General features: G+C 42.9%; 24 protein-coding genes and 2 pseudogenes. 15 read left to right on the top strand and 11 right to left on the bottom strand.

Features of this window, described 5'->3' with window-relative positions; all coding sequences use genetic code 11:
- Nucleotides 1-32: 32 nt before the first annotated feature.
- The 6 genes from U735_RS0103535 to U735_RS0103560 all read left to right on the top strand — a co-directional run bounded on the left by U735_RS0103535 (nt 33) and on the right by U735_RS0103560 (nt 6,453).
- A complete protein-coding gene (locus U735_RS0103535) occupies nt 33-2,462 on the top strand; it encodes a bifunctional aminotransferase class I/II-fold pyridoxal phosphate-dependent enzyme/GNAT family N-acetyltransferase (protein ID WP_232233163.1) in 2,430 nt (809 codons plus the stop codon).
- A 23-nt stretch (nt 2,463-2,485) separates the two neighbouring features.
- Nucleotides 2,486-3,325: an RteC domain-containing protein gene (locus U735_RS0103540; protein ID WP_031442507.1), complete on the top strand. Its 840-nt coding sequence runs from the start codon at nt 2,486-2,488 to the stop codon at nt 3,323-3,325.
- 286 nt (nt 3,326-3,611) lie between these two features.
- Nucleotides 3,612-3,899: a helix-turn-helix domain-containing protein gene (locus U735_RS0103545; protein WP_031442508.1), complete on the top strand. Its 288-nt coding sequence runs from the start codon at nt 3,612-3,614 to the stop codon at nt 3,897-3,899.
- Nucleotides 3,899-4,573: a hypothetical protein gene (locus U735_RS0103550; protein ID WP_198036613.1), complete on the top strand. Its 675-nt coding sequence runs from the start codon at nt 3,899-3,901 to the stop codon at nt 4,571-4,573. The genes U735_RS0103545 and U735_RS0103550 overlap by 1 nt, the downstream gene beginning before the upstream one ends.
- On the top strand, nt 4,557-5,240 hold the full coding sequence (locus tag U735_RS0103555) for a P-loop NTPase family protein (protein ID WP_232233164.1): 684 nt from the start codon (nt 4,557-4,559) through the stop codon (nt 5,238-5,240). The genes U735_RS0103550 and U735_RS0103555 overlap by 17 nt, the downstream gene beginning before the upstream one ends.
- 100 nt (nt 5,241-5,340) lie before the next feature.
- A complete protein-coding gene (locus U735_RS0103560; RefSeq protein WP_031442511.1) occupies nt 5,341-6,453 on the top strand; it encodes an exonuclease/endonuclease/phosphatase family protein in 1,113 nt (370 codons plus the stop codon).
- An 84-nt stretch (nt 6,454-6,537) separates the two neighbouring features.
- Here the strand turns inward: U735_RS0103560 and U735_RS25455 are convergent, their stop codons facing one another.
- Nucleotides 6,538-6,696 (bottom strand): hypothetical protein, encoded by a 159-nt coding sequence (locus U735_RS25455; RefSeq protein ID WP_157364997.1) that lies wholly within the window; start codon nt 6,694-6,696, stop codon nt 6,538-6,540.
- Between the two features lie 292 nt (nt 6,697-6,988).
- On the opposite strand from U735_RS25455, the gene U735_RS0103570 reads away from it, so the two are divergent.
- The 6 genes from U735_RS0103570 to U735_RS0103600 all read left to right on the top strand — a co-directional run bounded on the left by U735_RS0103570 (nt 6,989) and on the right by U735_RS0103600 (nt 11,574).
- Complete coding sequence (locus tag U735_RS0103570) at nt 6,989-7,147, top strand: hypothetical protein (protein ID WP_157364998.1); 159 nt, start codon at nt 6,989-6,991, stop codon at nt 7,145-7,147.
- Nucleotides 7,144-7,482 (top strand): single-stranded DNA-binding protein, encoded by a 339-nt coding sequence (locus tag U735_RS0103575; protein WP_031442514.1) that lies wholly within the window; start codon nt 7,144-7,146, stop codon nt 7,480-7,482. Before U735_RS0103570 ends, U735_RS0103575 begins: the two co-directional genes overlap by 4 nt.
- Before the next feature lie 94 nt (nt 7,483-7,576).
- Nucleotides 7,577-7,957, top strand: coding sequence for a DUF6876 family protein (locus tag U735_RS0103580; RefSeq protein WP_031442515.1), 381 nt, complete (start codon nt 7,577-7,579; stop codon nt 7,955-7,957).
- Between the two features lie 395 nt (nt 7,958-8,352).
- Nucleotides 8,353-8,907, top strand: coding sequence for a BfmA/BtgA family mobilization protein (locus U735_RS25690; protein ID WP_051891858.1), 555 nt, complete (start codon nt 8,353-8,355; stop codon nt 8,905-8,907).
- A 4-nt stretch (nt 8,908-8,911) separates the two neighbouring features.
- A complete protein-coding gene (gene mobB, locus U735_RS0103595; protein WP_031442517.1) occupies nt 8,912-9,937 on the top strand; it encodes a MobB family relaxase in 1,026 nt (341 codons plus the stop codon).
- 50 nt (nt 9,938-9,987) lie between these two features.
- Entirely contained in the window at nt 9,988-11,574 is a 1,587-nt protein-coding gene (locus tag U735_RS0103600) for a type IV secretory system conjugative DNA transfer family protein (RefSeq protein ID WP_157364999.1), read from the top strand.
- A 567-nt stretch (nt 11,575-12,141) separates the two neighbouring features.
- On the opposite strand, the gene U735_RS0103615 is transcribed toward U735_RS0103600, so the two are convergent.
- The 10 genes from U735_RS0103615 to U735_RS0103660 form a co-directional block, all read right to left on the bottom strand.
- Nucleotides 12,142-12,825 carry a potassium channel family protein gene (locus U735_RS0103615; RefSeq protein ID WP_031442520.1) on the bottom strand — a complete coding sequence of 228 codons (684 nt, stop codon included), beginning with the start codon at nt 12,823-12,825 and terminating at the stop codon, nt 12,142-12,144.
- Between the two features lie 8 nt (nt 12,826-12,833).
- Complete coding sequence (locus tag U735_RS0103620; RefSeq protein ID WP_031442521.1) at nt 12,834-14,582, bottom strand: TrkH family potassium uptake protein; 1,749 nt, start codon at nt 14,580-14,582, stop codon at nt 12,834-12,836.
- Nucleotides 14,583-14,965: 383 nt separating this feature from the next.
- On the bottom strand, nt 14,966-15,790 hold the full coding sequence (locus tag U735_RS0103625; protein WP_031442522.1) for a DUF4138 domain-containing protein: 825 nt from the start codon (nt 15,788-15,790) through the stop codon (nt 14,966-14,968).
- 12 nt (nt 15,791-15,802) lie between these two features.
- Nucleotides 15,803-16,735 carry a conjugative transposon protein TraM gene (gene traM, locus U735_RS0103630; RefSeq protein WP_031442523.1) on the bottom strand — a complete coding sequence of 311 codons (933 nt, stop codon included), beginning with the start codon at nt 16,733-16,735 and terminating at the stop codon, nt 15,803-15,805.
- Nucleotides 16,725-17,339 (bottom strand): conjugal transfer protein TraK, encoded by a 615-nt coding sequence (locus tag U735_RS0103635; RefSeq protein ID WP_031442524.1) that lies wholly within the window; start codon nt 17,337-17,339, stop codon nt 16,725-16,727. The genes traM and U735_RS0103635 overlap by 11 nt, the downstream gene beginning before the upstream one ends.
- 30 nt (nt 17,340-17,369) lie before the next feature.
- Nucleotides 17,370-18,212, bottom strand: a complete 843-nt coding sequence (locus U735_RS0103640) for a hypothetical protein (protein ID WP_031442525.1) — start codon at nt 18,210-18,212, stop codon at nt 17,370-17,372.
- Between the two features lie 3 nt (nt 18,213-18,215).
- Nucleotides 18,216-18,797, bottom strand: coding sequence for a hypothetical protein (locus U735_RS0103645; RefSeq protein WP_031442526.1), 582 nt, complete (start codon nt 18,795-18,797; stop codon nt 18,216-18,218).
- Nucleotides 18,798-18,801: 4 nt separating this feature from the next.
- Complete coding sequence (locus U735_RS0103650) at nt 18,802-21,207, bottom strand: TraG family conjugative transposon ATPase (protein ID WP_031442527.1); 2,406 nt, start codon at nt 21,205-21,207, stop codon at nt 18,802-18,804.
- Entirely contained in the window at nt 21,194-21,478 is a 285-nt protein-coding gene (locus U735_RS0103655; protein WP_031442528.1) for a membrane protein, read from the bottom strand. The genes U735_RS0103650 and U735_RS0103655 overlap by 14 nt, the downstream gene beginning before the upstream one ends.
- Entirely contained in the window at nt 21,478-21,765 is a 288-nt protein-coding gene (locus U735_RS0103660; RefSeq protein WP_031442529.1) for a hypothetical protein, read from the bottom strand. The genes U735_RS0103655 and U735_RS0103660 overlap by 1 nt, the downstream gene beginning before the upstream one ends.
- 202 nt (nt 21,766-21,967) lie before the next feature.
- On the opposite strand from U735_RS0103660, the gene U735_RS0103665 reads away from it, so the two are divergent.
- From U735_RS0103665 to U735_RS24410, 3 genes and pseudogenes are all read left to right on the top strand, one after another.
- A complete protein-coding gene (locus U735_RS0103665; RefSeq protein ID WP_157365000.1) occupies nt 21,968-22,624 on the top strand; it encodes an N-acetylmuramoyl-L-alanine amidase family protein in 657 nt (218 codons plus the stop codon).
- 97 nt (nt 22,625-22,721) lie between these two features.
- Nucleotides 22,722-23,126, top strand: a pseudogene (locus U735_RS0103670) (DUF3347 domain-containing protein); the annotation flags it as partial.
- A gap of 455 nt (nt 23,127-23,581) precedes the next feature.
- Nucleotides 23,582-24,147 (top strand): annotated as a pseudogene (locus tag U735_RS24410) (helix-turn-helix domain-containing protein).
- Nucleotides 24,148-24,195: the final 48 nt, after the last annotated feature.

Genomic DNA, 24,195 nt, shown 5'->3' on the forward strand with positions numbered 1-24,195 from the left:
AATTTTGTATTGGGTAGTACAAAATCCTACAAATGCCACTACATTTTAGGGACCAAACACAAATGACCATGGCAAAGATCAAGCACAATAATTTTTTGGACACCGTCAACGAGGTGATCACCGATGCCGCCAAACAAGGTGTTCTACACCTATATGCGGAAGGGGAGGACCTTACAGGAAGGACCATTGGGGTCGGGGGAAATACGCTCTACCATTTTGGGACCACGGGATATTTGGGACTGGAACAGGATCCCAGATTAAAGGCGGCCTCAATCGGTGCCATCCAAAAGTACGGTACCCAGTTTCCCCTGTCCAAATCCTATATTTCCCATCCGTTGTACAGCGCTCTGGAAGAAAAAATTGGGCAAATGTACGGGCAGCCCATCATTATCACCAAGAACAGTACCCTGGGCCATCTGGGGGCCATACCCAGTGCCGTGGACGATAGGGATGCCGTTATACTGGACCATCAAGTGCACTGGAGCGTTCAGAATGCCTGCAAGCTGCTAAAGAACCGAAGTATCCCAGTGGACATGGTCCGCCACAACCATTTGGACATGCTGGAGGACAAAATAAAATACCATTCCCGAAAGCGGAACCGTATCTGGTACATGGCGGACGGGATATACTCCATGTACGGGGACAGTGCACCGTTGCACCAACTGATGGCCCTGTCTGAAAAGTATTCCCAATTGCACTTCTATATCGATGACGTGCACGGCATGAGCTGGGCGGGGAGACACGGTACCGGTTTTGTCGTGGACCAGCTAAAGGAGCTTCCGGACAACATACTCCTTTTTGGGACCTTGAGCAAGACTTTTGGAGCAAGCGGGGCGGTACTGGTATGTCCGGATAAAAAAATGCACCATAGGATAAGGACCTTTGGAGGGCCCCTGACCTTTTCGGCCCAACTGGAGCCGGCATCCGTCGCAGCGGCCTCGGCTTCGGCGGACATCCATCTTTCCCCAGAGATCTACAGCCTCCAGAACGAACTCAAGGAACGTATCCAATATTTCAACGGCCTGCTGTCCAAAACGGATCTGCCCTTGGTGGATAAGAACATTTCCCCTGTGTTCTATATTGGTACCGGGATGCCCAAAACAGGTTACAATTTTGTAAACCGATTGATGGAGGAGGGATTCTATGTCAATCTAGGATTGTTCCCGGCCGTGCCTGTAAAGAACACTGGCGTACGCATCACTATATCCAGACATAACCAAAGGGAGGAGATAGCTGCCTTGGTGGAGGCCATGGCCCATCATTATCCAAAAGCCCTCGAGGAGACCGGGACCGACCCGGGCAGGGTACGCCATGCCTTTGCCATGGCCGTCCCTAAAACAGGGGCAAAAGTTGTACCTGGTGATCTCGATATCCGATTGGAAAATTCCATAACCAAGGTGGGGAAGGAGATGTGGAACAATTTAATGGGGGCACATGGGGTCATGGACTGGGACGGACTCTTGTTTTTGGAGAATTGTTTTCAAGGCAACGACCTTAAGGAACACAACTGGGAGTTTCGCTATCTGGTCATACGCGACGGCAAAGGGAAGCCGATATTGGCCACGTTCATGACACTAGGACTGTGGAAGGACGATATGTTGGCCAAGGAAAGCATCTCAAAAACCTTGGAACAGACCAGAAAGTACGATCCCTATCATTTGACTTCCAGGGCACTCTCCCTAGGTTCTCTTTTTACAGAGGGAAATCACCTGTACCTGGACCGGAAGCATCCATTGAAGGATAGGGCCCTGAACATACTGATGTGGACCCTGGAAACCTTGGGACATAAAATGGGGGCCAAAATGACCGTCCTCCGGGATTTTGGACCGGATGAAGAATTGGGGGAATTTTTTAAAGATCAGGGATTTGTACGCATCCAAATGCCTAATTCCTGTGCCGTGGACCTTTCAGGTCGTATGGACGTCGAAACTTATTTCTCCCGGCTTTCCGTCCGTAACCGTCGTCACTTCCGAAAGGAAATATTGGCTTTTGAGCCGGAATTCCAAGTGGCCATCCTGGCATCTTGCCACAGGGAACAATTACAACAGCTTATAGCGCTGTACAGCAATGTACATCGGAACAATCTTGGCCTGAATACCTTTTCCTTTCCGCAGCGGGTGTTCGAGGCCATGTCCGATAATCCTCATTGGGAGTTCATCCTACTTACTTTAAAGAGCGGCCCACAAACACCCATAGGGGCAATGTTCTGCTATAAAAACCGGGGAAAAACCTATGTTCCGGCCTTCGTAGGACTGGATTATACCTATGTAACGAGCCATTATACCTATCGCCAATTATTGTACCAGACCATCAAAAGGGCCATCGCCCAGGGCTTTACCCATATAGATTTTGGGCTGACCGCTTCCTTTGAAAAACGTAAGCTGGGGGCCGAGGTCAGCGAACGGTTTGCTTATGTACAGGCTTCCGACAACTATGTACTGGAACTTTTGGGCACCATGTAAGATGAGGGATAAACCCAAAGGGGATGAATTATCAAAGACTGGTATCGGAATTCAAGACGCAACTGGACAAGCTGGAGAACGGAAACGGCGACATCCTTTTTAGGGCGGAGTCGGGCATCACCATGGTAGAACGCTACATAAAACGGCTGCAGGCCCAAATTGATAAGAAGTCCTTTGATTCCCAAGTGGAGGAAATCAATTTTTTTAAGCATATCAAACCCCAGTTCTTTAGTAAACTTATCTATTATGGCAGGTTGTTCAACATCGAGAGCAGAAGGCCTCGGGGGAGTAATGCCGCACAGGTGAAATACTTAAAGAACCAGATCGAAAAGTTGCAGATCTTCTTTAACGACAACCTGGAATTCTATAACTATTACCGTCGTGGGGCCATTTCCTTGGATGAACAGTATTTTGTACGGGGCAATATGGACCTGCGGCTGCCCTTGGAATCCTTTCATTTTATGATCGACGACAGGTTCTCCACGTGTCAGGACGGTACGGTGGCGACCATAATGGCCTATGACATGCTCATCGTATACCTTCAAAGGGAGATCGATACCTTGACGAGCAACATGGACGACTTAAAAGACAAACCTATGGAACGACCTTCAAAACTATTTTGGACCGGTAGCAAGACGGACCTGATCGAACTCCTCTATGCCCTCCACTCCATTAAGTGTATAAACAGTGGGACCGCGGACATTAAAGAGCTGGCGGCCCATTTCGAACATTTCTACAATGTGGACCTTGGCAACTACTACCATACCTTTATCGAGATCAGGTCCAGGAAGACCGGTAGGACCAAGTTTCTGGACAGGCTTATCGAGATGCTGCAACAAAGGATGGAGGGTCTGGACGACTGACCCAAAATCCCCCACCTTGGGATAGAGGTGGGGGATTTCCATTTTTTACCCTTCAACATAAAATTTGGATGCTTTTTAAGGTGGACGGTGAGGTATTGATACGGCAAATCACTACAAATGCCCCTATAAATTAGTTCCAAAAAAATATCACCCACCTCTATCATAGCTATGGAATTTTAACCAAAATGCCACTGCAATTTTGTAGGACGAAAATCAAATCCGGTCAGGGGCCGTCAAATTAGTTGACAGCAATGCGATGGCCCCTTTCCTTAAAAACCGTTCTACAATGGCAGCAACAATCATTACCACAGAAGATTTAATGAAATTCAAATTGGAACTTCTCGAAGAGATCCGGGAAATGTTCAACGAAAATCGGGCCATGGTCATGAAAAAGGAGTGGCTCAAAAGCACCCAGGTCATGGATATGCTCAATATCAGCCCAGGGACCTTACAGAAATTCAGGCACAACGGCACCCTGGCCTATACCAAAATAGGAGGGCTCATTTTTTATGAGGCCGGACAGATCGAAAAGATGCTATCGGACAACCTGGTCAATAACGAAAAACTCAAATAATGAACTATATAAAGCACCTAAATGGGGTGTTTGAGCAATTTTCAAAAGATTCGAGGCTCAATCCCTCACATGTAAGCCTATATATGGCCCTGTTCCAATGTTGGAACCAGAACAGGTTTCCCGAGAGTTTTCAAGTGGACAGGGAAGAGACGATGTCCCTTGCCAAAATAGGGTCCAGGACCACCTACCACCGATGCTTGACCAATTTGAGCGATTGGCACTACATCGCCTATCTGCCCTCCCATAGCCGGTTCCAAGGAAGCCGAATCATGATGCCCATTTTTGGGACAACTGCTGGACAACCCCTGGACCACCCTGAAACTAGTGGTGGACCAGCGGTGGTATCATATATAAACATTAACAAACATAATAAAACATTAAATAAACACTCTAGAGAGTGCCGCCCAAAAAATGAACATGATGTTATTGAATTTTTTAAAATGAACAAGTGGCCGCTTACCGAGGGTGCCAAATTCTACAACCACTACCAGGGAGTGGGATGGAAGGTAGGCGGAAAATCCATGATAGAGGACTGGATGGCCATGGCCAAAAATTGGATGCTACGGGCCAAGGAACTGAATAAGGTTGGTGCTTTTGGCGGTAGGTCCAACAAAAAGTTGAGTACAGATTATCTGGATATCCAAACAAATAAAAACTATGGGGAGCCTTTGTAATGATATGGCCGATCCACGCCCACATATCCTTGTTGTAGGGGGCACCGAATATTGCCTGGGCAGTTTTGACGGCAAACGCATCGAATACGACTTCTCCAAGGTGCTAGCCTATCTGGATGCCAAGGGCAGGTCCCTGTTCGGGGAAAGCTTTAAGATCCGTGAAGGGGACAAGGGCACTTTTCTAAAGCTCTGCAGTTATATGGTCAAGGATATCGAGAGTTGCCAGAAAATGGAAATGGATACGGGCAAAGGTATATTGTTGACCGGACCGGTGGGATGTGGCAAGACGAGCATGATGCGGCTGGTACGCCACCTTGTCCCGCATAAACGGAACTACGAAATTATTCCTTCCCGCAACATCACCTTTGCCTTCAACCATATCGGGTATAAGATCATCGAGGATTATGGGAACGGCCGATTTTACTGTTTTGACGATCTGGGGGTAGAACCCATGGGCAGGTACTTTGGGGACGATTGCAATGTGATGGGCGAAGTGCTGGTCTCCAGGCACGAACTGTTCCAACGGACAAAGATCCCTACCCATATCACCACAAACCTGAATGCCGAAGAATTGGAGGAACGATACGGCAAACGTGTCCGAAGCCGTATGCGCCAAATGTTCAATCTGATCTCTTTTGACAAGGACACCAAGGACAAACGAATCTAAAATCGACAATTATGAAATGAGCCAATACCACACTTGAAACCACTGAGATGTGTAAAGGCGAATTACATATGACATATTAGAAACAATAAAATTTAGACATATGAAAATAGCCAGCTTAAACATCGAAAATATATATCACCGGGACAAGGGCCTCGTTCGGCCCAAGCTGAACAAATGTGTTTCCGATTGGGTATCGGAGCTCGATAGCCTAATGAACAGAATCCAAAAAAACGCAAATGATATGGATCGGATCAGGGAACTCACATTCTTGTTGGGATTCGAAAAAACGGACCATCGACCTTTCGGAGTCCTGAGAAAAAGGCAGGGGGAACTCTTTCTGAAACCGAACGGATCCGCCCATGAGGCCAAGGCCTCTCGGCTTACCGATTGGAACGGATGGGTGGCCCTGCAGACGGTGGCCGTTCCCTATAGTTCCACGCTCAATAAGGCCAGGCTTATTGCAGCAACGGATGCGGATGTACTCGTCCTTCAGGAGGTGGAGGATAGGGCCTCCCTGATGGATTTTAACCGTGGACTTTTAAGGGAATTTGTTATGGAGCCCTACGAACAGGTGATGCATTTGGAGGATAACGATGGCCGTGGCCAGGGAACGGCAATAATGGCGAAGAACGGTTACCGGTTGGACACACTAAAAAGCCATGGCCTGGAACTGGCCGATGGGCAGGATCCTATTTTTGAAGTGGACTGTCAGGAATATGCCGTTTTGACCCCGGAAGGCCGATCTGTTCATATTCTTTCGGTTCAGTTCTCTTTGGACAAGGATACCCATAGAAAGCTTCAGGCCCAAAAGGTGGCCGATATCTATCATAAAATGAAGGATTCCGGAAAGGAATTGGTCCTGGTATGCGGGACCTTGAACGATGTAGCCTATAGCGATTGCCTGTCCCCATTACTTAGAGGAACCGATCTTGAGGATGTCTCCAGGCAACCTGGATTTAAAGTAGAAAGGGACCTGGGCAAAGGTGCAGGATATTTTAGATTGGGAGCCTATAGTATGGGGGTGAATATCAGGCAAAAGGATTATATGTTGGTTTCCCCGGAAATGAAGGGGAAGCTTACCTCCTGCGGTATTGATCGCAAAGGGATGTGGCCCGAAGGGAAAACGCGATGGCCCACTTATCCGGGCCTAAAGAACAGGACCCATGCGGCAAGTTCGCATCCCTTGATCTGGGGAGAGTTCAAGGATATATGACCGGAAGGGGATGAAGGGTTTTTCATTGGAAGGTTACCGTTTGCAGTTTATGGGGTACGGCCACACCACCTCGGCACATTGCCGCTACATTTCATTTCGGGCAATAAGCCTCGGGGGGGTCTTGGACACGAGCAAGGGTTTCCTGGTCGTGCCTTGGGCATCCTCCACTTCCCGACCATAAAACCCTTGCTCAAGTCCGCCTGGCCAACGGCCTGAAAGAATGGCCGTGGTCTGTGAACGCATATATCGGTTTTGGTTGTACAAGGTTTGACCAGGGTGCCATCGATTCATTTTGTGCCGTTCCTTGGATGTTGGAATTCTTCCAGGATTCGTTTTCGATCTACGGCCATTCCAGAACTCGGACCTTTTTTGGATAGCGAAATAACAACATTCCCCCTTGTCCGACGGCATAAACCAGTCACGCCCAGGGCGCGATCTTTTTTATACGTCTTTCCAAGTTCGAATGTTGTGTTGGGTTTTGCATCAAAAAAGGTAACGTGAGAGCTCTATGGGAAGTAGATCAAAAAAAGGAACCATGAAATCGAATCCAGATCCTAAAAAAGGAACCGCACAAAACTATCAAAAAGGCCTGCCTGCCGCAGGCAAGGAAAACGTTCGAGATATAATAAGTAGATCATTTAAATCCATTATTAACCGTCCACTGGGAGGTGGACATAATATTTTTCAATTATGAGCAAATTCAGAAACCATGTACAGTTGATCGGGAACATTGGGGAGGACCCCAAGATTACCAATCTTGACAGTGGCAAAAAGGTGGCCAGATTTCAGATGGCTACCAATGAGCGCTACAAAAATGCCAAAGGGGAGACCGTCCAGAATACGGACTGGCATACCATTGTGGCCTGGGGCAGGACCGCGGAGATCGTGGAGCAGTTCGGGGCCAAGGGCAGGGAAGTGGGAATTACCGGAAAATTGAAGTCACGCCACTTTGAAACCAAAGATGGTAGCATGCGATATGTAACGGAAGTGGTGGCCAATGAGATCCTATTGCTGGGAAGCAGGTCTTAATGGGAGGTCTTATCAAATGCCGGAAAAACAAAGAGGGCGTTCCCGAAATTCAACGCCCTCTTATTGATTAATACTAACTCAAACTATAACTCATATGAACTTCAAAACTAGAGAAATTAAGGAACGGATACAACATTTTAACGGTTCGTTAGTACTATATCAAATTCCACTTATCCGGACAAAATTTACAGAGGGCATAAGATACCTTGCACAGGCCGGAGAATGCTTTTGGCTGGTTACGGACACCTCTGTTATCGCCAAAAGCCTCATGGACAAAAGTCGATTCATTGCCATCGATTTTAGAAAACTCAACGAGGAGGAAAAGGACATTATGGGATATGAGGCCAAAATTGATTACAGTGATGGCAATGGGCATATTTTTGAGACCCAAAAATATCATTTGACGGATTTTCCGTTGGACGAACTCAGATTGTTCTTTGTGGAAGATACCCTGATGCTTCCCAGTGAATATTGAATTGTATAATGGGCGTCCCCGATCCTGGGGCCGCCTTTTTTTTAACGATTGCTTTTCACTATCCTCACCCTTTTTCCAAATCCTTTGGAAATTCCTCAAAATTGGACTTTAAAATCTCTTAAAATTTTCCATTCCATGCCGGGTTGTGGCCAAGCGGACTACATTGGGCATAGAGCGGAAATTTTTCGCCGGCGCGGAAAAACGGAATAGCAAGAGGACAACGCGCGTTGCGACGTTGTGGAGTTTTGTTTCTGTATAAATTATTGATTATCAATTATTTAAATTGATAAACTTCAGTAATTGAGAATTTAGAATAAAGTGGTTTGCGGCAAACGGCCCGAAAACCCCCATAAACACGGCAGAATTTGCGGCAATCAACAATTTAGACAATTGGTTTGGAAACTTTCAGCAACATACGGTTCAAGAAGGATACGGCGCGGCAGTTCCAAACCTTCTCCAGGCAGTTTTTCAATACCCATACGGAAGCATTGCAAACAATGTTGGATTTCTTTATTTACAACGAGATTTCCCCAAAGGAATCTTTTGGTCCCAATGGTAGGACCATCGCCGACCTAATCAAGAAAAGGTTCAATGCCATGGTCGCCATGATGAAGAACATAGAAATACACGGGGTGCTCCCGACCAAGGCCATGTTGGAACTGCTTTTCGAACACTCCCCCCAGAAGAAACTGGGGCAGGCCCCTTTGCTTATGGACGGAAAGAAGGCAGATCCTGAACGGGATATGTTCTTCAAGAAGGTGGAGAAGGCCATTGTCATGGAAAGGAATTACACCAATCTTAAGCGGGACCTGAGTCAAATAAGGATTGAATTTATAAACCTTCTGGACAAGGTGGAATTGGTAAAGAGCAGCTTCGGAAAGCCCAGGTTGCAACTGGATATGACCCCCGAGGAGTTCGAGCATGTGAAAATGAAATTAAAATCAGAATAGCATTATGTACATCAGTATTACCAAACAACATCTGGATGCTACCTTTTCCCAAAGTTCTTCGGATTATGTGGCCTATCTGGAAAAAGAGAACGAGGGTAAATTGCCCGAACATCAGGAACACTTTTTTGACCAGTACAATGAACGGATCCAACCCGAACAGGTCATCAAGGAAATAGACGGCAACACCGCCAAATTGAAAAAAAGGGAACCCAAGTTCTTTGCACTGACCATCAATCCCAGCCAAAGGGAATTGAGGCATATTAACAACGACCCGGAGCTACTCAAAAAATATGTAAGGGAGGTTATGAAGGATTATGCGGCGTCCTTCCATCGCGATACCCCGGTGTCCGTGGACAGTATCAAATATTATGCGAAGATAGAATATGAACGCACCTTTAAAGGATTTGACAGGGAAGTCAAGGAGAACCAGGTGTACCGTGCGAAGATTGTAAGATTGGAAAATGAGATCCGTATGGTGGAACGTGGGGAGGTTTCCGGAAATGTTAAGGCCATGAGGAAGGAAATTGATAGGCTAAATGCCCAAATGCCACACCGTATTGATGGACAGGTAGTGGCACAGGGAATGCAAAAGCCGGGCTTGCAGACCCATGTCCATATCATAGTAAGCAGAAAGGATGTTACCAATAGATATAGCCTTTCTCCCGGGAGCAAATACATGGAGTCGGAGTCCAAACTTAACGGCAAAATGGTCAAGCGTGGATTTAAACGGGACCAATTTTACGAAAATGCTGAAAAAAGGTTCGATACCCTCTTCAAATACCAACGCAACTATGTGGAATCCTATAGTGCCCGTAAGACCTTTGTCCAGGATCCCAAGATCTATTTTGCACAACTTCTGGGATTGCCCACAAACGAACGCAGTGCCGCACTTAGAATAATGGGTGCCGCCGGGGTGCATGTCCCTAAACTCAATATTCCCACGAACAAGGTGGAAGCTGCCCTGCAGGCCATTAAACAGTTCAAGAAAGCTGTTGACGTGGCCAGATCCTCTAGTTCCATAGGCATTTAGGGATTCAATAAAATGACAATGGTTAATATCTGTAATTCAAAATGTGGGCTATGGTACTTATCACAATTGGAATCTATGCAGTGTTGATTGCAGTATTTTATCTTTCCTATACACACTACACGTATGCCTATGTCCAAAATATTCTAATGTTGATGCTGTTGGGAGTCGCTCTACATAACCTGCATGGCTGGCAGGAATTTACCAAAGTGTTGTTGTGGTGGTTATTGCCCTTTCAAATAGTCAATCTGGGATTTTTTATAGGCTTCAATTATCACTTTGGAATTCCTAAAAATCCTGAAAAGTTCAAGGTCAGATTCAATCTGTTGAACGGTAGTCTAGTACTTAAGAATATTCGACGGGGTGCCTCTATCATAGGGTCGGCCGGAAGTGGCAAAACAGAAAGCGTGGTCTATGGTTTTCTAAAACACTTTGGCCAACACCGGTTTTCCGGGGTCATCCACGATTATAAAGATTTTGAGATTACTGAAATGGCCTATCCTCTTTTTGGTAAGGCCGATATTCCCTTTCATATTATCTCCTTTGACGATATCCATTGCCGGGTAAATCCCATTGCGGCCCGCTATATGACAGATGAAGAAAGCGTTAATGAGATTTCAAGGGTACTTTTGGAAAACCTCTTGGAACAGCGGGAATCCATTGCCATGGGATCTTCCAAATTCTTCAACGATGCCGTTGAAGGTCTTTTGGGCGGGTTGATCTGGAAATTGAAAACTGACCATGCGGAATTTTGTACCCTGCCACATCTCATTGCCACCTATCAATACCTGGATACCGAATACCTGATACATTTTCTAAGTTCCAATTATACCTCCAAGGCCATGGCGGATGCATTTATCTCCGGAAAGGATTCCGAACGACAGACCGCTGGGGTAATGGGTACTCTGGCCAATGCACTAAAAAAGATCAGTACCCAGCGTATCTTTATGGCCCTTTCGGCCGATGAAGTGCCCTTGGATATCAACAACTCTGTGCACCCATCTGTGGTTTCCATAGTGAACAATCCCAAATTTGAAACCGCCTATTCCCCGGTAATAGCCACCATAATACATACCATAACAAAACAAATGTGTATTCGTGAGCGGCCACCCTCATTTATCCTTATGGAGGAGGCCCCTACCATTCGATTGCTCAATATGCACCGTATTCCTGCAACTTTAAGAAGTTATGACATTGCCACTATTTATGTGCTCCAGGACAAGATACAAAACGATATGATGTACGGGGACAAGGCCAGCAGGGCCATTTTGAGCAACCTTTCCTACCAGTTCTTTGGGAAGGCAAACGACCCCGATACGGCCCGATATTACGAACGCTTTTTTGAAATCGTTAAACGGCCGACCATGAGTGTGAGCAAGGGAGAGAATACCTTAAATTTTGATACCCGTATTACCAAAGGGGAGCGGGAGGTAAGCAAGATACGGGCGGAGGAATTTTTTAGGTTGAAGGAAGGGGAGTTCATCGCCTTCGCCGATGGTAAGGATAAAAAAGTACGTTTTCCCAAACCTAATATTGTCAAAGGACTTCCCGAGCCTAAATTCCAAATCGGGGATGCGGCTATAAAAGCAAACTTCGAACAGATCCATTTGGATGTTAGGAAGTTTCTGCAATTTAAATGAATGCGATCACTCCGCATATTGGGTAGGAAAGTTTTTGATAATATGAGTCCTCTTAAAAATAGGGGAGTAATTTAAGCGTTATTTTTAACCAAAATTTCCTGTATTATGACACAAAGGAAACACTTCGAAATTCAAGTTCAAGATGTTGCTGGACACGCTATCGAATCAATTAGTCATCATGTACTGGAGCAGATGCATGATATCTATCCGGCAAAGATAATTACTTGAAAGACCCATTTTATAACAAACGGGTAGAGAAGTATTGACATATAGGGACAAAGAGGGTTTTATTCCGTATAACAATGTATAGGGTTGTTGCAATTTCCCTTGTGAGCCATAAAGCCCATTGTTTCATTTGCGTCATGTTCTTCTTTGAAAACAAGATATTCGCAATCGTCAAAAGTAATAATGGTCATTTCTGAGAACGGTATATTCTTTATTTCCGATTCAATGGGCAATTTATGAGTATTGCTATTTTGAGTTTGCATTGTTTGTTCCGGTTTCTCTTCACAAGAACATAAAACACAAATAATAAGACTATAAAAAAAAATAATTTTAATTTTCATTTTATTGGTTTGTAAAGTTTTGTAAATCTTTGTTGGCACCATAAATGACTAAAATTTCATTAGCATTCAAAATAGTATTTGGCGATGCCACACCTTGAACACTGTCTTCACTTCTAGTCTTGCCGACAACACTGGTAACTTCAGTTTTTTTAATTGTTGTTAAAGCTAAAAGGTTGAATTTTGACCTTAATTCAATTTCTTTGATAGTTTTTCCAACAAATCTAGTTGGAATTTCAACTTCAATGATGCTGAAGTCATCACTTAATTCAAACGAATCCACAACATTGGTCAAACACAATTTTTTGGCCCAACGCTCAGCAGTTTCTTCTTCGGGATGCACTATTTCATCTACTCCAATGGCCATTAGCACTTTTTCGTGCAATGGGTCGATTGCTCTACTTATTAAACGTTTAACGCGCAAGTTTTTAAATAATGCCGTGACCATTACATTGGCTCCTTGGTTTTCTCCTATGGCAATGATAACGATATCGGTATCTTTAAGTGGTAGCCCGGAAACTGTGAATTCGTCTGTAGCATCCATACAGATAGTATGCGAAATTTTTTCTTTGAACAAATCTACTTTATTCATTCGGTTGTCAATACCAATAACTTCATTTCCTTTAGCCGTTAATTTCTCCGCTAATGATGCTCCAAAATTACCTAGACCTACAATAATATATTTCATTTTTGTTTTTAATTGATAGTGATTTCCTCGCTAGGGTAGCGATAATTTTTATGTTTTATTTTTTTGAAAACGGCAACAATGATTGAGAGCATACTTACTCTCCCTATAAACATTATTACTATTAGGATACATTTGCTAGCAGTACTTAAATCACCAGTAATACCCAAACTCAAACCAACGGTACTATAAGCGGAAAAGCTCTCGAATGCAATATTCAATAGACCTTTTTCCGGGTCAAAAACAGTAATAAGTACAATACCTGAACCAATTACGATCAAGGACAAAGCTATAGTCGCGAATGCACGTTTTACAGAAATATCTGCAATTTCCCTTCTATATACCTCTATGCGTTGTTTCCCTTTTGCCAAACTCAGAATATTGAGTGTCGCTATGGCAAAGGTACTGGTTTTTATACCACCACCTGTTGAAGCTGGTGATGCACCGATCCACATTAATAAAAAAGTTATCATTACCGTAGGGAATGCCAAAGCGGTCATATCTACAGAATTGAAACCGGCAGTTCTCGGTGTTGCTGCCCCAAACAGTGCATTTACCAATTTTCCAAAGAACGAATGTTCGGCTAGTGTGTTATTGTACTCCAGGAGTAAAAACAAGACAAAAGCCACCGAGGTAAGGGATAGAGTTGTAACTAGTGTAATCCTACTATTAATATTTAGTACCCAAGGTTTATATGTTTTTGATTTTGAATTGAAATGGAAAATATTAATCAATTTGTGCTTTACAAACCGAACAATGTTGACAACAATAGGAAACCCTAAACCACCCAGTACAAAAGTAGATATGATAATGAGTTGTAAGAAATAGTTGAATCTAAAACCTGTTTCGTATATACTATTGCTTAAAGTTGAGAATCCTGCATTGCAAAATGCAGAAATAGCGTGGAATATGGAAAAAAAGGCTTTATCTGAAAAATTGTTGATCAACGCTTTGTCCAACGAAAGAAAAATAAATACAGCTGCAGTCAATTCAACAACTGCAGTAATAACAATAATATTCTTTAAGGTACTGAAAACATCACCAATTTTTTGAGAATTGGTCATTTCACTTAACGTTAACTGATTCTCGTAGGTACTACCTCCTTTAAAAAAATAACTGAAGTAACTCGCAAAAGTTAATATCCCCAAACCACCGATCTGTATTAAAAACAAAATGATAGATTGACCAAAAAGTGTAAAATAAGTAGCCGTATCTACTACGATCAGTCCCGTAACACAAACAGCACTTGTTGAAGTGAACAAGGCATCAACAAACGAAATTCCATTATGGGTAGCCTTTGGTAACATCAACAGTAATGAACCTAGAAAAATAATGGACAAGAAGCTTAATATGAATATTTGAGCTGGGTTGAAGTAAGTTCTGTTCAAGTTTAGTTTTTGTTCGGAAAACTCCCTGATGAACGACAAAATAACCCCTAAAATGACCCAAAGTGGATTCTCTAAGATTAAATCGGTTTTAAATGCTTCCCCAATGAAGAGATACATATAAAATATATAAAGTGTATATATTACAGAAATAATATCGAAAATAGCTACTTTTCGCTTGAATAAATTAGGGTTTTCAAAATATCGTGCATAGGTCGATATTAACCCTAAAGCAATAACTAAAAAGTAAAATCCATCAATGATCTGTTGAATCAATGTGGCTTGGGAGAAACCAAAATCAAAAATAAAGGCGAACATTCCAAGAACACTCGCCCAAAACGCGATTCCGTATAGTATTCTTAAATCATTTTTCATTCAACAAAAATAGTTTATTCTCTTTTTCAATGGAGTGCCTTTTTTTAAATCCACAGTCAGATGTGTACTTTGACACCTGAGGTGTTAAGCTTTTGATGCGTTTGGCCTGATCAAATATTGTAATTGTTAAATAAACGAATTTAATTCTTCTCTATTAAAACCGATAATTAGGATATATATGGTGCATGCCCAGCACGTGCGGACAGCTTTGAAGGATATTTATAGTGGAAAATATTTGTAAAATAATACTTCATAATGGAAAATAATTGCAATTCTAGTTCTTTAAACTAATTATAATGGCAAAAGGTTTGCAATTACAACAACGGGAATTCTATTTATCTTCCAGTAACTACTGTATTGGAAATCGAGTATTATTTTAAGACTCAATATTTCAATTTTACCGCTATATTCCTACTCCCATGCAACTCTTCCAGTTTCACCATAAGCCTCTCACGGGCTCCCAACGTAAATTTGGGATGGACACATACAAATTGAACCTGCTTACCTTTTGGAACCACTGTTGGCCTTTGAAACTGAAAGATAGGAGGTAGGGGCAATTCCTGATAGGATGACTTACGTTTATTGTTGCCGTTCACTTTGTACAGGTTCAAAGTATTGATCTCGAAATCGATCTGGGAACCGTTTTCAATTTTGAAAACCACATAGACCTCGTTAAGATAATAGATACTTTTTGTCATGCTAATAGTGACTCCATCCTTATATTTTATCTGATCAAAAGGCCTGGGATTTCTAAGCAATTGCGCACAGAGTTTTGGATAGTCCAAAGCTTTATCCGAGTTTGGGATGGTGTCAGAATCTGCCATGGACAATTTTACTTGGGAGACAATTGAGGGACCAGTCCTTTCATGGCCAATACTGTCGGAGTTATCAATGAAATAATTCAGCTTTTCAAGTTTTTGGGAATACTGTAGCAAATAAGAATAGACCCCTCCATCTTGGGTTACCACCAAAAGATTGCTTTCCTCCCCTGGAGTGGCCTGTAGCAGCCCAAAGTACTGTGCTCTCTCCCTGTTGAAACTAAAGGCATAATTGGAGGACCCTGTAACCCCTTGCCGAATAGGGTCGGGAAAGAACAACGATACCGTCATTTGTTCATTGGTATATATGGTGTCCATGACTTTGCCATTTTGAGAATTGGCAGCGTTAATCATAATCAGGAGACCAAACAAGAATATGTGTTTTTTCATAGGTTTATGGATTTAAGGCCTTTTGGGCGACTTTAAAATGAGTTTGTAATTGTTGAGCACGGCTACTTTTGTTCTTCTATTGGTTCGTTGGAAAACTTTTTTGATACCGCTTACTTGGGGGACCCCAGCGATATTGATATCGTCCAGGACATCGTCAACGACCTCGTTTGCCACTTCTCCCTTAAAACTGTTCTCCACATAAATACCTTCCAGTCCGTCCTGCAGATCGAAAGCCTTCAGTTTTACTGGGATGTGGTCAATATTGTCGATCTTGAGGAGCGTCCTGTTGGGCCCAAAACTTACGATGCCATAGATCAAGGTATTCTTGGGGATTATTGTGTTGCCCAATCGTATTTTTTGAAGTAGGCGCAATTGTAACCGGCTGTTCGTCCTTACCACTTGGTTGCCATCCACTTCCACGTTGACAACCAGGGGATCGGGAACAAAGGAAACAGGATCGGGAACTGGATCGGCAGCAAAAAATAGTTGGTGTTCCAAAGCAAGTTCCTTGATAGAAATGGGCTGAACATCTTCCTCTGCAATAGTATCCCTTTCTACGGGTGCAACTACCTTGGGTCTTGGGGGTTGCACATTCCGGTAGCTCTTTTGGGAATAATCGATCCGGCCTTGACTGTATATGCTGTCCACGATACGCTGTTTATCCCTATCCATAAAATCGGGATCGTAAAGTCCCGTAGAATCCAGCAACCTTTCATCATAAATACTGGGTGCATTTTTTACCCGTTCTTCGGGAATATTGTCCACCGCCTCCAGTTTGGAGCGGTACTCCTTTTGTTGCTCTTCCAATTCCGGTACTTTGGTCTTATCCAGTGATTCTCCGGATTCACCCCCTTTGTCCATGACCAACATGGTATATCCCACAATGAACAGTACAATGACCAGAATTACCGAACCGAATACGATCTTGTTCCTTTCAATTTTCATTCTGTACCTTTTTTAAAGAGTTCTCGAAATAGTCAGTGATCAAAAGTCCGTGGGTGTTCTTGGGAAAGTTCCGGTCCACGTGGATCAGATTGCCCGTAGTCACCAATTCATAAGTATCCGTTACTTTGCCCCGATTGATCTCGAATAGGGTAGTGGTTCGAAAAGTATAGGGTTCTTGGGAAATCTCTATCTCGGATTCGATCCGGAGTACCTTCTGTACTAGGGAATATTGTAATAGGCGGTTATAGACCCCATCCGATTTTTTCTGTTTGTACAGGGCATCCACCGAACTGTTGCCCAACCACAGCGCTTTTTCCAAGTTCTTTTCGTAGTTGCCCGGGTCAATGTTGTAGAAGTAAGTGTGGAACAGTTCCAAATGGGACAGGACTTCCACCCCCAGATTTTCTTTTTGGGAAACCAGTTTCAAGGGTATCACGTCCCCATCGGTGTTCACCATAAAGACCTTGTCGACGGTTTCCCTGTGCATTTTTAGCATGGAAAAAATGGCTACGACACAGGTCACCGTGGTGCTGATGACCAATGACCAAACTATGAACCGATTTTGGTCAAGGACTTTGTAGATATTTTTATAAGGTGTTTTCATTATTGCGTTTTAATGGTTTTTAGTGAAGGCCTATATACCGCTGAACAGTTTCAAAGTAAAAGAGATGGCACGCCGGTACAATTTGAATTTCAGGAACACGATAAAACCTATGGATCCCAGTTGTATCAAGGGCGCGAAAAATTGACTGCCCCAGTCCGTTCCAAAAAGGTCGGACCAAAAGTTGGTGTTCACCTCGGTATATAGCAGGTTTATAAAGACATTGACCAGAAAAAATGCAGGGACCACCATATATACCCCCGCATAGAGCTTAAAAAAGTTGTAGGCCATAGACCTGAACTTTTCAAACACGGCCAAACTGATGACCAATGGAAAAAAGGCCTGCATGATCCCCAACAGAAAGAAACGTTCCGCCAAGAACAAGGGATAGATGAACAGGTCCATCAACCATAGGAAAAGGCCGATAATGAAGGCCAATACCTTTAGGCCGAACAAGGGGGTCACCAAAGCCTCGTACAATAGGGCCATGGCCTTTTTGGCGGCCTCGATCGCTCCCACATCTTGTTCTATGTCAATTTCCTGCATCTGCAACGGAAGTAGGGCAGGGGCCGTGTCCCTGTATTGGGATTCAATGGCCACCAGAATAGAATCGAAGACCCCCAACACCTGGGTGGAAAAAATGACTATGATCACTACCGCAAAATTCTTGGCCAGTTCGGCAGGGGTCAGTCCCCAGGTATAGCCTTCGTTGTTGGCCACACCTTCATTGTACTTTTTTAGGATATTGATCAGAAAGAACAATACCGCAAGGGTCTTCATTCCGGTAATGGTGTACTGGGAAAAATCACTGTTCTTGATGGTCTGAAAAACAGTGTCCACATATTCCAATCCTATGCTCAAGGCCACTCCTGACATATATCAATAATTTGCTTTCCTGCCGTTGATAACTGCCTGCATTTCCCTAAAAGCGATGATTTCCCGGTAGCGCCGAGTCTTGGATTCTATCTCGGCCACCATTTCCTTGGACTGCACTTCCTTTTCCTTGAGTATCGCTGCCCGTTCGGCATCGGTCATCCTAAGGTTGTCGCTGGACAGCACTTCCTCTATGTAATCCATGCCCGTCAAGGAGTTTTCGATGATGTCGTTGAACGAATCCGAGATACGGGCAACTTCATCAGGCTTGATATAGGGAGAACTGAAAATCTCCCTAAGATCGTCCTGTACGATATCGAAAAGGCGCTGGTTGCTATCTGCCAGTTCCTTAACGGCCTTTAGCTGCTTGATGACATCGTTGACCTTGTCAACGTTCTCTTTTTGTTCCTTTAGAAATTTGACGGTCTTCAACAATTGGGAGGTCTGTTTGCCGGATTCCAACAAAGATTTCATAAAGGAGATGAAATTGGTGTTGTCGTATACCGGCATTCCCTGGCAGGCAGCGCCTGCAGGCAATAAAAGGGAGAGGGCCAACAGGATCCCCAATGTTCTGATTTTCTTTTTCATAGTATCACTTTTTTTGTTTTATAAATTCAGTTATAGCTTTCTCCATATCATTGGTCTTTTCATAAAGGGCCATTATGGCCTCGTTTTCCTCGCCATCGGTTAGATAGGCGGCATAGACTTCAGGGGGTACCTCCAACCTGAAAATGTTGCTTTCTTTCCCAATCTTGATGAATATTTCGGTGTACTTGCGTGGTCCCGCAAGGTTGTTCTTTATGGATTTCAATTGGTTCAGGTCGTGGCTGGACAGGTTCAGCCTGTTCTTAAGTTCCCCATATCCCTTTTCGTTGTTCAGGCTATAGATGACCTGGGTATTTTCCAGTATGCTGGCCGAGGTGGAATTGTTGGGCAATTGGTTGATGGATTGCAGGATGATCCCTATGGCCCCGTTCTGTTTTCGGATGGCCTGATAGTAGAATTCCACACTCTCCAATACATTGTCGAATTTGAGCTGTTTGGCGAACTCATCGAAAAGGATGATGCCCTTTTCCGCTCGGTTTTTCCAGATGGTCCGTTGGATGGCAGACTTGATCAGTTTGAGCATCACCGAAAGGATTTCCTTATTGTCCTTGACTTCGTCCAGCTCAAAAACGATCAAGCGTTTATCCTCTATCTTAAAGGTCTGGTCCTCGCTGACCTCGAAAAGGAAGCTGTACAGCCCGTTGCCGACATATTCGGACATGATATGGAGGAAGCCGGGGATATTGAAGTAATCGGCCTGTATTTTAAGCTGGTCCAACAAATTGTTTTGATGTTCCTCTATAAAGCGATAGAAACTGTCCAGGGAATGGTTCTTTTTGACCATCTGATAATAATACAGCAGTATCTTTTTAATGGAGACGGACTGGGCCTTGGTAGCCTTTAGCTCTGAGGCCAACAACTCAAAAAGGAATACTGAAAGGTCCTCCAATCGCTCTGGAGCTAGGTCTTCAGGGTCGTGAACATAAAATGGATTGATGCCCAGGTTCTTACCGCTCTCATATCTCAATACGGTATATTGTTCGGGATAGAGCTTGGCAAATTTGGTGTAGGACCCTCCAAGATCGATAATGACCAGCCGGACACCGGCCTCGAAGTATTGCCGTAGGATATTGTTGGCCAGAAAGGACTTGCCCTCGCCCGTTGGGGCGAAAATGGCAAAATTCCGTGCCTTTATGCGCTTTTTCCTTTCATCCCAGACATCCTTAAGGACTGGGATGTTGTGTTCCCGGTCGTTGAAGATGATCCCTGTAGCATCCGTTTTGTAGTTGCTGTTGTTGATATATAGGCACAGGGCATGTTTCAGGTCGGTTACGTAAAGATCCCCGTCCGAGAAATTGGGAGAGAAACAGAAATAACTATTGAGGATATAATTTTTTCGTTCCTCCCCCCTGGGGTAGTAGGGGACCATATCGAGCTCTTTGAATTCGGTCCTTATTTTTAAGCCTATTTTGGCAAGGCCCTTGGCTTCTGGATGCCAATAGATAACATTGAGATGGCCACGGATAATGCGCGAGCTGTCATCATTATTGATCTGGTCAAGAATCAGTTGGACTTTTGAAAGCGTTACCTTGTTCTGGGAACCAAAATTGGAACTTTTTTTGAGTTCTTCGATCTTCTTGTCCAATAACTTACGCCATTTGTGCTTGTCGTCCAGATAGATGATCTGGTTTACGATATGGTTTTCGTTCAATGCGAGGCCTATTCCATCGATAAACCCCTGATGGAACACAAAATCGTCCGATGTAAACCGTTCATTGGTCTTGCTGCTCTGGACGTTCCCTCCAAAGCAGAGTTCACTGTTGATGGCCAGAACATCAAAGAGATTTTCGCCAATAGCAACCTTGGACCTGTCCAAAAGTATGTCGGTGTCAAAACCTTCGTTGAACCCGTTGAAATAGTTTTCGGTGAGGGTTAGAATTTCCCTTTCGACCATTGGAACGAACTGCATTTTGCGACTGTTGTTGATAAAGGAGACGGAATCGTTTACGGAGTCCATAAAACTTTTGATATGCTCGTTCAGTTCCTGGGCAACCCCTTGTGGTACTTTTCGAAAAGGGTTTAAATATTTGGCGTTGTTCAATGACTTGTTCTTGGTAAGGATAAAAAACACAAAACACCTATGTTCTATATAATCACGTCCTTTGAAATGCTTATGTGTAGCCTTGGCCAAAAAGGTGGTATTGGGCAGGTTTTCAGAAGTGTACTGTTTCTTTAAATAAACATCCTGTTTGTGTATCACGCATCCGATGGGCAATGATTTGATGGCCTGGAACCAAGCGCCATGGATATCCTCAAAATCCTTCTCCGAAAGGGAATAGATCTCCGGTAAGGAGCCTTCATAACACTGGATAACATTGCCATTATTGGCGAAGACGATATTTTCCTGTATATACGCAATGGGATGGTCTGACGATATATTAATCTTGTCCATAAGTAAGTAATGACGATTTTTTATTGCTGATGATTTTTGGAAATACCCTCCAAAAGGTAATTGTTTGGGGGTTGTTTGTAATCCTGATCAAGGCTAAATACAGAGCAATATTGAATAACGAGACTCCGATAATCATGGCAAGACTGAACGAGAAAATGATGACCATTAAAGAACCGACCACACAGATCATCTGCAGTGCAAAAAAGGAAATGGACAGGCCGAATATCATGGCCTGTTTTCTGATGTTGCGGTATACCTCAAATTTTCGCATTAGACCACGATTCCTATTAGGTAGGTAAAGATGCCGACTACTGCCCCGGCAATAAGGACAAAGACCAGTACCCTGGTAATACCTTTCTTCAGGTCTGAATTTTCGCCAAAGAAATGGCCGGCATTGAACAGGAAGCCGATCAGGAAAATGACCCCGAGTATAATGGGAAAGATACTCCGGATAGTATCAGAAACGTCATTGACAGAGTCTTCTATTCCCCCGATTTGGGCAAAAGTTGACCCTGTGGTCATAAGTAAGAGTAAGATGGTTTTAATTGGTTTATTCATGACTGTTCGTTTTTTATGCTCCCCTAATAATGTAGGAAAGACCGATTGATGAATTATTCGTTATGGAATTTCTAAAGGATGGTAGAAATTGATGGGAATCGAATAAATTTTAACAGTAGAAAGCGTTAAAATTTTGTGGATTGGAGATGAATTACGGAAAACGATGAAAATTGTGCAACACGCACTTTAAAATTTAAACAAAATGAAACGCTTTTGGATAGTTTGCCTTTGGATGGGATTTGCCCCTTTTTGTAATCCCACACTGGCGCAGGAAAATAGACGACAAATGGTAGTCTTAGATCCTGGACATGGGGGAGTGGATTCGGGAGCGATTGGAATTAATGGAATAAAGGAGAAGGATATCGTTCTGGAGGTTGCTAAAGAGGCAATACGTTTGAACAGGGAACTGTTTGGAAACACCTTGGATATCTATTTGACTAGATATAATGATACTTTAATTTCTTTGAGTGATAGGACCAAGTTGGTCAAGATTTTGCAACCGGATATTTTTATTTCCATTCATTGTAATCAGGCTGATAGGAGGGAAGCCCAGGGAATTGAAGTCTATGTGCAGAAACCAAATTCTAAAACTAATATTGAACTACAGTCCAAATCCGAAAACTTAGGGGAATCATTATTGTCGGAATTTGATAAGGCTTTGGGATTTAAGATAAGGGAAATGAAATATGTAAATTTTCAGGTATTACGTGATACCCAAGACATTTGTCCGGGAGTGTTATTGGAATTGGGTTTTTTGTCCAATTGGGAGGAGGCGGAGCATAGTAGGAGGAGGGAGAGTGTTATGGGGTATGGGATTGTTATACTACAAGTAATTTTAAAAACTTTGGAGTCAATGTAGAACCGATAGAATTATTACGAACAGTACAAGAATTTCATAAGATTAATGAAACACCACCTTAAATCAAGATTGGCGCGCTGAAAAGGTTTTTGAAGGGTACATACTTATCAAGGATGCCTTGGTCGCCGACAACGCTGATAAAGCCCAATCTTCTGCGAAAGAAATCGAAGAAAGCCTTACGAAAGTAGACATGAAATTACTTGAAGACGAGAAGGCTCATAACCATTGGATGACCCTTCAAAAAGAAATTAAAGCCTCTGCCAATGCCATTGCGTATACTTTTGAAATTGCAGAACAACGAGATCATTTCAAGCATTTATCAGCCCATATGATAAGCAGCATACAGCTATTTGGTATTGATCAAAAAGTATACTCTAATTACTGTCCAATGGCGGATAGTAACAAAGGTGCATACTGGTTGAGTCTGGAAAAAGAGATTCGTAATCCGTATTATGGAGAGGCGATGTTAACTTGCGGAGAAGTAAAGGCCACATTACAATAATAAAATGCAAGTCACGGGATAATATATAAGGATAGTCAGAGAATCGATAAGAGGAAAATGGAAAATTAAGAGCTATGCCAAATAATGTTCCTAATGAGAAATACGGTCTCTATACCCTGATATCCAAAATAATATTATTTGTGATATACACTTTGGTAGCACTGTTTAACATGGCTTTGAGTGAGCAAACCTAAATAGTTGAACAGTAGTATTAAAAAATTAAAGATTGAGGAACTGCACTGAACCCACTACGAAATTTTAAGCGGATGATGATAAGCGAAAATCGCAGGAAAAGAAGAAAAAAAGAAAGAAAACCGCCAAAGGATGGTATTAGTAAGAAAGACAGAGTTTATAGTATAATTGCCATAGTGCTATTGTTCTTGTTAGCAACAATATTGGTTCTTGTACAAGCCTTTTCTTAGCCCAAGTAGATATAAAATTGAAGGTAGAATCAAATGAGCAATACTATCCATATTAAAAACATGGTCTGCCCCAGATGTATAAAGGCGGTTTCAACCATTTTGCAGAAATTGGACATTCCCTACACTTCGATTAAATTGGGAGAATTGGAATTAGTCTCCGCACTTGACTTGAAAAAAAATTGTCGTTGTCCATAGAACTTCAAGATGCCGGTTTCAGTTTGATAAACGATCGAAAAAGCCAACTTATCGAGCAAATGAAAAGTCTGGTAGTGCAAAAAATCCATCACTCAGATGAAGAAATGGATATAAAATGGCCCGATTTTATCAGTGACAAGCTCAATCTTGATTACAAGTATTTAAGTTCCCTTTTCTCGTCAGTAGAAAGTATTACGTTTGAGCAATACATTATCAATCAGAAAATTGAACGTGTGAAAGAACTCATTGTGTATGATGAATTAACCTTGAGTGAGATAGCTTTTCAATTACATTATAGTAGCGTTGCGTACTTAAGCAATCAATTCAAAAAAGTAACCGGAATGACACCTACGCAGTTCAAGAAGTCCGTGGACAAAAACCGAAAATCCTTGGATGAGATTTAAGGTGTGTTTACCACTATTAAGGGATATTTAAATCAATAGATGATATAT

The organism is Arenibacter algicola (assembly GCF_000733925.1).
Lineage (GTDB): Bacteria > Bacteroidota > Bacteroidia > Flavobacteriales > Flavobacteriaceae > Arenibacter > Arenibacter algicola.

What these genes read in the sequence shown, in the direction of transcription:
- U735_RS25455 (WP_157364997.1), bottom strand. Translation starts at nt 6,696, where the DNA reads ATGCGTTCACAGACCACGGCCATTCTTTCAGGCCGTTGGCCAGGCGGA.
- U735_RS0103545 (WP_031442508.1), top strand. Translation starts at nt 3,612, where the DNA reads ATGGCAGCAACAATCATTACCACAGAAGATTTAATGAAATTCAAATTG.
- U735_RS0103660 (WP_031442529.1), bottom strand. Translation starts at nt 21,765, where the DNA reads ATGAATAAACCAATTAAAACCATCTTACTCTTACTTATGACCACAGGG.
- U735_RS0103655 (WP_031442528.1), bottom strand. Translation starts at nt 21,478, where the DNA reads ATGCGAAAATTTGAGGTATACCGCAACATCAGAAAACAGGCCATGATA.
- U735_RS0103575 (WP_031442514.1), top strand. Translation starts at nt 7,144, where the DNA reads ATGAGCAAATTCAGAAACCATGTACAGTTGATCGGGAACATTGGGGAG.
- U735_RS0103560 (WP_031442511.1), top strand. Translation starts at nt 5,341, where the DNA reads ATGAAAATAGCCAGCTTAAACATCGAAAATATATATCACCGGGACAAG.
- U735_RS0103625 (WP_031442522.1), bottom strand. Translation starts at nt 15,790, where the DNA reads ATGAAAAAACACATATTCTTGTTTGGTCTCCTGATTATGATTAACGCT.
- U735_RS0103555 (WP_232233164.1), top strand. Translation starts at nt 4,557, where the DNA reads ATGGGGAGCCTTTGTAATGATATGGCCGATCCACGCCCACATATCCTT.
- U735_RS0103665 (WP_157365000.1), top strand. Translation starts at nt 21,968, where the DNA reads ATGAAACGCTTTTGGATAGTTTGCCTTTGGATGGGATTTGCCCCTTTT.
- U735_RS0103640 (WP_031442525.1), bottom strand. Translation starts at nt 18,212, where the DNA reads ATGTCAGGAGTGGCCTTGAGCATAGGATTGGAATATGTGGACACTGTT.
- U735_RS0103650 (WP_031442527.1), bottom strand. Translation starts at nt 21,207, where the DNA reads ATGGACAAGATTAATATATCGTCAGACCATCCCATTGCGTATATACAG.
- mobB (WP_031442517.1), top strand. Translation starts at nt 8,912, where the DNA reads ATGTACATCAGTATTACCAAACAACATCTGGATGCTACCTTTTCCCAA.
- U735_RS0103550 (WP_198036613.1), top strand. Translation starts at nt 3,899, where the DNA reads ATGAACTATATAAAGCACCTAAATGGGGTGTTTGAGCAATTTTCAAAA.
- U735_RS0103580 (WP_031442515.1), top strand. Translation starts at nt 7,577, where the DNA reads ATGAACTTCAAAACTAGAGAAATTAAGGAACGGATACAACATTTTAAC.
- U735_RS0103615 (WP_031442520.1), bottom strand. Translation starts at nt 12,825, where the DNA reads ATGAAATATATTATTGTAGGTCTAGGTAATTTTGGAGCATCATTAGCG.
- U735_RS0103570 (WP_157364998.1), top strand. Translation starts at nt 6,989, where the DNA reads ATGAAATCGAATCCAGATCCTAAAAAAGGAACCGCACAAAACTATCAA.
- U735_RS0103635 (WP_031442524.1), bottom strand. Translation starts at nt 17,339, where the DNA reads ATGAAAACACCTTATAAAAATATCTACAAAGTCCTTGACCAAAATCGG.
- U735_RS0103540 (WP_031442507.1), top strand. Translation starts at nt 2,486, where the DNA reads ATGAATTATCAAAGACTGGTATCGGAATTCAAGACGCAACTGGACAAG.
- U735_RS0103620 (WP_031442521.1), bottom strand. Translation starts at nt 14,582, where the DNA reads ATGAAAAATGATTTAAGAATACTATACGGAATCGCGTTTTGGGCGAGT.
- U735_RS0103535 (WP_232233163.1), top strand. Translation starts at nt 33, where the DNA reads ATGCCACTACATTTTAGGGACCAAACACAAATGACCATGGCAAAGATC.
- traM (WP_031442523.1), bottom strand. Translation starts at nt 16,735, where the DNA reads ATGAAAATTGAAAGGAACAAGATCGTATTCGGTTCGGTAATTCTGGTC.
- U735_RS0103645 (WP_031442526.1), bottom strand. Translation starts at nt 18,797, where the DNA reads ATGAAAAAGAAAATCAGAACATTGGGGATCCTGTTGGCCCTCTCCCTT.
- U735_RS0103600 (WP_157364999.1), top strand. Translation starts at nt 9,988, where the DNA reads ATGGTACTTATCACAATTGGAATCTATGCAGTGTTGATTGCAGTATTT.